We start from the raw sequence: 7587 nt of genomic DNA on the forward strand, positions 1-7587 counted from the left end.
CCTCACGGCCGATAACCCCAGGCCGGACGCCCCGGCTGCAGCGTGCGGCGGGCGAGTCGGATCCAGTCACACAACACCGGCCGGGTGTCGAGCGGGTCGATGATCTGCTCGATCTCGTAGAACTCGGCCGATCGGTGCGGCGAGCGGAGGCGGTTCAGCCGCTCGGTGATCTCGTGCTTGAGCCCCTCGGGGTCGTCGCTGGCGGCGAGGTCGGCCTTGTACGCGACCTCGAGACCGCCCTCGAGGGGCAACGAGCCCCAGTCGCCCGACGGCCACGCGAACCGCATCGACTCGCTGCCCGGCTTGCGGTTCGCGGCGCCGGCGACACCGAACGCCTTGCGCACGACGACCGTCGCGTACGGCACCTCGGCGTGCTGGAGGGCGACGAGTGCCTCGGTGCCGTACCGGATCGTGGCGTCCTGCTCGCTCTGCTTGCCGATCAGGAAGCCGGGACAGTCCTCGAAGTGCACGAGCGGCAGCTTGAACAGCGAGGCGAGATCGATCAGCCGGCTGAGCTTGCGCGACGAGTCCGCGGTCCAGCCACCGCCGTACATCATCGGGTTCTCGGCGAACACGGCGACCGGCACGCCGGCCAGACGTGCGAGGCCTCCGATCACCGACGTCCCCCACTCGCAGCCGATCTCGAAGAAGCTGTCGGCGTCGACGACCGCCGAGACGATGGCTCGCATGTCGTAGGCCTGCCGAGGATTCCGGGGTACGGCGTCGGACAGCCACGCGTCGCGGCGGCCGACGTCGTCGTCGCTCTGCTCGACGGGCGGCAGCTCGTCGACGCTCGTCGGCAGGTACGAGAGGAAGTGCACTGCGCGTTCGAACGCCTCGACCTCGGAGTCGACGGCGTCGTCGATCGCACCGTTGCGGGTGTGGATGTCGGAGTGACCGAGCTCCTCCTTGGTGACCGAGCCGAGGCCGGCCTGCTCGACCAGCGCGGGACCGGCGATCATCATCTGCGAGGTGTCGCGGACCATCACCGAGTAGTGCGAGGCAACAGCGCGTGCGGCGCCGAACCCGGCGACCGAACCGAGCACCAAGGACACCGACGGGGCGATGTTGAGATGATCCACGACGGTGTCCCACCCCGGCAGCACCGGGATGTACGTGCGACCCGCCTGCTCGATGGTCTTGACCGAGCCGCCGCCCGACATCCCGTCGAGCAGCCGGACGTGCGGGAGTCGCATCTCGGCCGCGATCGCCTCGGATGCCTCGCGCTTGGCGGAGATGGAAGCGTCGTTGGAACCGCCGCGAACGGTGAAGTCGTCGCCCGAGACCACGGCGGGGCGGCCGTCGAGCTCGGCGATGCCGTACACGAAGTTGGACGGCGTGAACTCGACGAGCGCGCCGTGCTCGTCGTAGCGAGCGACGCCGGCGGTCTTGCCGACCTCCCACAGGGTGCCCTCGTCGACGATCCGTTCGAGCCGCTCGCGCACCGTCAGCTTGCCGAAGTGGTGCTGCCGCTCGATCTTGTCGGGCCCGCCCAAGCGCTCGGCGAGCTCCTCGCGGCGACGCAACTCGTCGAGCTCGGGCTCCCAGGTCATCGGTCGTCCGCCGTCCGCAGCTCGGTCACCCGACCACCGCTGACGCGCCGCAGGTCGCCCGGAGCGATCGGGAACACGTCGTGCCAGGTGCCCGCCGCGCCCCAGATCTCGTCGTAGCGCAGCAGGTCGGGGTCGATGAACGACCGCAACTCGGTCGCGTGGCCGATCGGTGGGACGCCCCCGATCGGGAAGCCGGTGGCCGCCTTGACCGCATCGGCGTCGACGCGCTCGCAGCGCTCGCCGCCGGCGGCGTGCGCGAGCTTGCGCTCGTCGAGGCGATTGGCGCCGCTGACGTACGCCAGGACGATCTCGCCGTCGACGCTGAAGATCAGGCTCTTGATGATCTGTCCGACCTCGACGCCGATCGCGGCTGCCGCGTCGGCAGCGGTCTTGGCGCCCTCGGGGAACCGGCGCGGGCGCACCTCGAGGCCGAGCACACGGCCCGCCTCGACGACCCGCTGGACGTTGCGGTGCAGCTCGGTCATGCCGGCACCGTGGGCGGACGTCGGTGGCCGGCGTCGCACGAGCGCTCCCAGGCTCGGGCGAATCGCAGCAACTCGACGTCGCCGCCGGGGCGGCCGACGAACTGGACGCCGACCGGCAGCCCCTCGTCGGTGAAGCCGGCCGGCATCGAGATCGCCGGGCAGCCGGTGATCGAGATGTCGCTGCAGGTCCGCATCCAGTCGATGTAGGTCTCCATCGCGACGCCGTCGACCTCGCGCGGCCAGTCGAGCTCGACATCGAACGGCGGGACCTGCGAGACCGGCAGTGCGAGCACGTCGTGGTGCCCGAAGAACCTGTCGACCTCCTGCAGCACCCGCGCCTGGGCGGCGCTCGCGCGGGCGTGGTCGGCGAGGTGCAGCGACCGCGCCTGCTCGATGTTCCACCGCACGGTGTCCTTCATCTGCTCGGGCTCGCGGTCGTACAGCAGCCCGGCGGAGATCTCGAAGTGCCAGGCCCGCAGCACCTGGAAGATCAGGCGGGCGCCCGACAGGTCGGGCGTCGTCTCGGCCACCCGACAGCCCAGCGCCTCGAGCGACGCGGGCACGCCGGCGAGCGCATCGCGCACGCGCCGATCGACGGGCAGGCCGAGGTCGGGGGTCCATGCGACGTGGCGGCCCGTGACATCGGCGTCGAGCCCGACGTCGAAGATCGATCCGGGCTCGGGGAGCGAGATCGGGATACGCGGATCCGGGCCGGCGAGCACGCACATCTGGAGCGCGAGATCGGCGACCGACCGCGCCATCGCGCCCGCTGTGCCGAGCCCGGACATCGGCGTCGCCGTCGGCCACGACGGGACCCGCCCGAGGGACGGGCGCATCCCGACGACGTTGCAGAACGAGGCGGGGTTGCGCAGCGAGCCGCCCATGTCCGACCCGTCGGCGATCGAGGTCATGCCTGCCGCCAGCGCCACGGCGGCACCACCGCTCGAGCCGCCGCACGTACGCGCCGGGTCATACGGGTTGCGCGTTGCGCCGAAGACGGGGTTGAACGTCTGTGAGCCCGCTCCGAACTCCGGGACGTTGGTCTTGCCGATCGTGACGGCGCCGGCCGCGCGGAGTCGCTGGACGACGAGCCCGTCCTCCTCGGGCACGAAGTCGGCGAACAGGGGCGAGCCGAGCGTGGTGCGAATGCCGGCGGTCAACTCGAGGTCCTTGTGGGCCACCGGGAGGCCGTGGATGGGGCCGAGCTCGTCGCCGGCCGCGGTGCGTGCGTCAGCTTCGCCGGCCCATCGCTCTGCCATGTCGGGAACGAGCGTGACGATGGCGTTCAGTTGTGGGTCGACCGCCCCGATGCGTTCCAGCGTGGCGGCGAGCAGCTCGCGTGCAGAGACCTCGCGGCGCCGGATCATGGCGGCGAGCTCGACGGCCGACCGCTCGACCAGCCCGGCGTCGGCACCGCTCACGCCGCCACCGCCAGGTCGGTGAGATCGGGCTCGGGCGCCCGGGCGGGCCCGCCCCAGAGCAGGACGGCGGCGCCGACGAGCGAGCACGCCGCGGCGACCGCGTACGAGGTGCGGTAGCCCCCGGCCGAGTCGTGCAGCCAGCCGAGGAGGAGCGGGCCGCCCGCCGTGCCGACCAGGCCGTAGAGCTGTGTCCTGCTGTAGATGCGCGGATAGTCGAGCACCCCGAACCGCTCGGCGATCAGGAGCGGTTGCAGCATGAGGATGTTGCCGATCGTCGCACCGAACAGGACGATCGAGGCGAAGATCGTCACCGTGGATTCGGCGAACGCGAGCGACAGCATCGCCAGCATCTGCAGGCCGCCGAGGCAGGCGGTGAAGAACATCATCGGCACGGCGGTGACGACGCGGCCGCCGACCAGTCGGGCGACGACCGAGGTCGCCGCGAGCGCGAGCGTCGCGAGCGCTGCAGTGTCGGCATCGGTCCGCTCCTCGACCAGCTTCACGAGCTGCTGGATGCCACCGACCTGCGATCCGAGGGCGAGGATGTAGCCGATCGTCACGCCGACGAAGAACCGGCTGCGGACGGCTTGGTGGAACGGCGTGCCGACCAGCCTGGCCGGCGCCGCGCCGGGTTCCGACCTGTCGCCGTCGGGGAGCCACCCGAGCTCGGCCGGGTCGGGCCGGATCAGCCAGAGCGTGAACGGCACGACCCCGACGACGAATGCCGCCCCGAGGAACGGCATACCGGTCTCGATGCCCTCGCGGTCCAACAGCCACTTCGCGGCAGGCGTGATGAGGATGCCGCCGGCGGACAACCCCGTGGAAGCGACCGACAGTGCGACCGAGCGACGCCGGTGGAACCACCGGGTCACGACCGTCGTCAGCGGGATCAGGCCGGCCATCGCCCACCCGGTGGCGAACGCCGAGTAGGCCGCGAAGAGCTGCCAGACCTCGCGGACCTGGCCGAGCGACGCGAGCGACGCGCCGGCGAGGCACCCGCCGGCGACGACGACGACCCGGACGTCGTGGCGGGCGATCAGCCGCGCCGCGCCGACCCCGACGACGCCGGACACGACGAAGAACCACGTCGTCGCCAGCGACAGCGTCGAGACCTCCCAGCCGAGCTCGTTGTTGAAGGCGTTGAGGTAGACGGCGAGCCCGTAGAAGCCGAGCCCCGAGCCCGTCGAGAGCACGATGAAGACCCCGGTGACGACGCGCCACCCCGGGAATCTGTTCACCGAACTCTCACCCACCGCCGAACGGTACCGATCCCTCGCTCGGTATCCTGAGTCGTGCGATGTTCAAGAACACGATGAAGACCGGCGTCCTCCTGGCAGGCCTCGGTGGCCTGATCATCGCGGTGTCCGGCATCCTCGGCGGCGGCAGCAGCGCGTCGCTCACGATCGGCCTCGTGCTCGCCCTCGTCATGGTCGGCGGCTCGTACTGGTTCAGCGACAAGCTCGCGCTCCGGTCCGCCAAGGCCCAGGTCATCACGCGTGAGCAGGCGCCCGAGTTCTACGGCATGGTCGAGCAGCTCGCGCAGCGAGCGAACATGCCGATGCCCACCGTTGCCGTCTCGCCCGACGCCCAGCCGAACGCCTTCGCCACCGGGCGCGGCCCCAAGAACGCCGTCGTGTGCGCCACGCAAGGTCTGCTCGAGACGCTGCCGCGCGACGAGGTCGAGGGCGTCATGGCGCACGAGCTGATGCACGTCAAGCATCGCGACATCCTCATCGGTTCGGTCGCCGCGGCGATCGCCACGGCGATCTCGTTCATGGCGCAGATGGCGATGTTCTCGTCGATGTTCGGCGGCCGAGATCGCCGATCGGGCAACCCGATCGCCATGCTCGCGGTCGCGCTCCTCGCACCGATCGCCGCCTCGCTGATCCAGATGGCCGTCTCACGCTCACGCGAGTACGAGGCCGACCGTGGCGCCGCCGAGCTGCTCGGCAGCGGCGAACCACTGGCGCGGGCGCTGCAGCGCATCGAGGCCATCGCGGCGCAGCGTCCGATGGCCGTCCAACCGGCGCAGGCCCAGGCCTACATCCACAACCCGCTCGCCGAGGCGAGGTCGAGCCGGGGCGGTGGCCCCAACATGGCCAAGCTGTTCAGCACCCACCCGCCCACCGACGAACGCATCCGCCGCCTCCTCACCATCTGATCTGGCGGGCGCGTCGGCCCTCCGGCTGCGCCGCATGCATCTCGTCGCTAGAGCTTCCCTCGGCACCGGACACCGTGCTCGAGAACGTCCGACGGCGAACGGCGCTCCGACGAGGCATCCGGGTTCCTGAGGCGGGATCGGAGTCGTCGAGCGCAAGGCGCGACGAACCCGAGCTGTCTTCGGACAGCGAGCGGCGAGGCGGAACGCCGCGATCGGCGGCTCCGGCCCGCCTCAGCCTCAGGCGTTCTTGGGGAGGGCGGAGAATGGGGTCGTCTTGTCGAATCCCGGCTCCTTCGGGAGGCCGAGCACCCGTTCGCCGATGATGTTGCGCTGCACCTGATCGGTGCCGCCGTAGATCGGCGGCGCCTGCGCGAAGAGCGCGAGCTCGGTCACGAACCCGTGGACCGGCTCCTTGGTGACGACATCGAGCTGTGCCCTGGCCTCGGCGTCGTAGGCGTGGAGCATGCCGCCGGCGCCGATGATCCGCAGGCCCAGGTCGCGCTGGAGCCGCATCATGTCGCTCATCGAGAGCTTGCCGATGTTGCCGAAACCGGGGATGTCGCCGCCCTTCGCCTTGAGTGCCTTGAGCCGCAACGTGTTCATGCGACCGATCTCCTGCAGCGTGTGGAGCCGCATCAGGTCCTGCCGGATCGTCGGGTCGGTGATCGCTCCTGTCGAGGCTGCGAGCTCGAGCAGCATCCTGCCGGCGCCTCGGAACTGGGCGCCGCCACCACCGGCGCGACGTGGACCCTGGACGAAGTCGCCCGCACGCCGCTCGAGCTGGCCCGCAACCGTGCCGGGAAGCGCTGCACTGGTTGCCGACGTGCTGCCGCCCGAGCCGAGCCCGGCCCGCTCGAACGCGAGCGTGGTGTTGGCGACCGCCCACCCGTTGTTGCGGTCACCGATGAGCGCGTCGTCGGCAACGCGGGCGTCGGTCATGAACACCTCGTTGAAGAGCGCTCGACCGGTCATCTCCTTGAGGGGCCGGATCTCGATGCCCGGCTGATGCATCCCGATCGCGAAGTAGCTGATGCCCTGATGTTTCGGCGCATCGGAGTTGGTTCGGGCGATCAGCATCCCGAGGTCCGCGTAGTGGCCACCGGAGGTCCAGACCTTCTGCCCGTTGACGATCCACTCGTCGCCGTCCTGATCGGCCCGTGTCTGCAGACCGGCGAGGTCGCTGCCGGCCACCGGCTCGCTGAAGAGCTGGCACCAGGCTTCGCGGCCGGTCACGATCTCGCGGACGTAGCGGTCGACCTGATCCTGGGTGCCGTGCGTGGCGATCGTCGGCGCAGCGAGCAGCAGGCCGAGGCCGCCGGGGGCCCCGAGGGCGCCGTGCGCCGCGATCGTCTCGGCGACGCGGACTGCGTCGTTGCGCGAGAGGCCGCGGCCGAACGCGTGCTCGGGGAGCGATGGCGCCGACCAGCCGGCCATTCCGAGTCGCTCCCACCATTCGGCCACCGTCAGGTCAGGGTCCCAGTTGGCGTCCAGCCAGGCCTGGAGTTCGTCGAGCACGTCTGCCATGCGGCGATCGTGGCAGGTCGTCGGCGGGGCGTCCGAGTCCGACGGCGTCCGACGACGCGCGCGTGTCAGAGTGCGAACAGGTCGTCGAGGCCACCGCCGGCGGACTGCTCGTCGACGAGGTCCTCGGCCGGCACGAACGCGGCATACCCGTCGGCCTCGAGCACGTCGGCGAGCTCGGGACCGCCGCTCTCGACGATCCGCCCCTTGACCAGGATGTGCACGTGATCGGGTTGCAGCTCGGTCAGCAGGCGGCTGTAGTGCGTGATCGCCATCACCCCGGCCGGATCGTGCCCGTCCGAGGTCTCGTTGCTGAGATCCTCGACGCGCCGGGCACAGGCGCGCAGCGCGTCGATGTCGAGCCCCGAGTCGAGCTCGTCGAGGATCGCGAACTTGGGTCGGAGCACGGCGAGCTGCAGGGTCTCGTTGCGCTTCTTCTCGCCGCC

6 protein-coding genes and 1 pseudogene are annotated in these 7587 nt (G+C 70.8%); 1 reads left to right on the forward strand and 6 read right to left on the reverse strand.

What is annotated here, in order from left to right; all coding sequences use genetic code 11:
* Positions 1–2 precede the first annotated feature (2 nt).
* Genes QNJ12_RS06325 through QNJ12_RS06340 form a run of 4 tightly spaced genes read right to left on the reverse strand, consistent with a single transcriptional unit; the run spans position 3 to position 4712 of the window.
* On the reverse strand, positions 3–1553 hold the full coding sequence (locus QNJ12_RS06325; RefSeq protein WP_300620397.1) for an acyl-CoA carboxylase subunit beta: 1551 nt from the start codon (positions 1551–1553) through the stop codon (positions 3–5).
* Positions 1550–2038 (reverse strand): YbaK/EbsC family protein, encoded by a 489-nt coding sequence (locus QNJ12_RS06330; RefSeq protein WP_300620399.1) that lies wholly within the window; start codon positions 2036–2038, stop codon positions 1550–1552. Before QNJ12_RS06330 ends, QNJ12_RS06325 begins: the two co-directional genes overlap by 4 nt.
* Complete coding sequence (locus QNJ12_RS06335; protein ID WP_300620402.1) at positions 2035–3459, reverse strand: amidase; 1425 nt, start codon at positions 3457–3459, stop codon at positions 2035–2037. The genes QNJ12_RS06330 and QNJ12_RS06335 overlap by 4 nt, the downstream gene beginning before the upstream one ends.
* Positions 3456–4712, reverse strand: a complete 1257-nt coding sequence (locus tag QNJ12_RS06340) for an MFS transporter (protein WP_300620405.1) — start codon at positions 4710–4712, stop codon at positions 3456–3458. The genes QNJ12_RS06335 and QNJ12_RS06340 overlap by 4 nt, the downstream gene beginning before the upstream one ends.
* Before the next feature lie 44 nt (positions 4713–4756).
* Here QNJ12_RS06340 and QNJ12_RS06345 point away from each other — a divergent pair, with 44 nt between their 5' ends.
* On the forward strand, positions 4757–5620 hold the full coding sequence (locus QNJ12_RS06345; protein ID WP_300620408.1) for a zinc metalloprotease HtpX: 864 nt from the start codon (positions 4757–4759) through the stop codon (positions 5618–5620).
* 237 nt (positions 5621–5857) lie between these two features.
* Here the strand turns inward: QNJ12_RS06345 and QNJ12_RS06350 are convergent, their stop codons facing one another.
* Together QNJ12_RS06350 and QNJ12_RS06355 are read right to left on the reverse strand one after the other, a co-directional pair.
* On the reverse strand, positions 5858–7144 hold the full coding sequence (locus QNJ12_RS06350) for an acyl-CoA dehydrogenase family protein (RefSeq protein ID WP_300620410.1): 1287 nt from the start codon (positions 7142–7144) through the stop codon (positions 5858–5860).
* Between the two features lie 65 nt (positions 7145–7209).
* Positions 7210–7587, reverse strand: a pseudogene (locus QNJ12_RS06355) (hypothetical protein); the annotation flags it as partial.

Origin of the sequence: Ilumatobacter sp., from assembly GCF_030065885.1 — a bacterium.
In the GTDB taxonomy this organism is placed as follows: domain Bacteria; phylum Actinomycetota; class Acidimicrobiia; order Acidimicrobiales; family Ilumatobacteraceae; genus Ilumatobacter.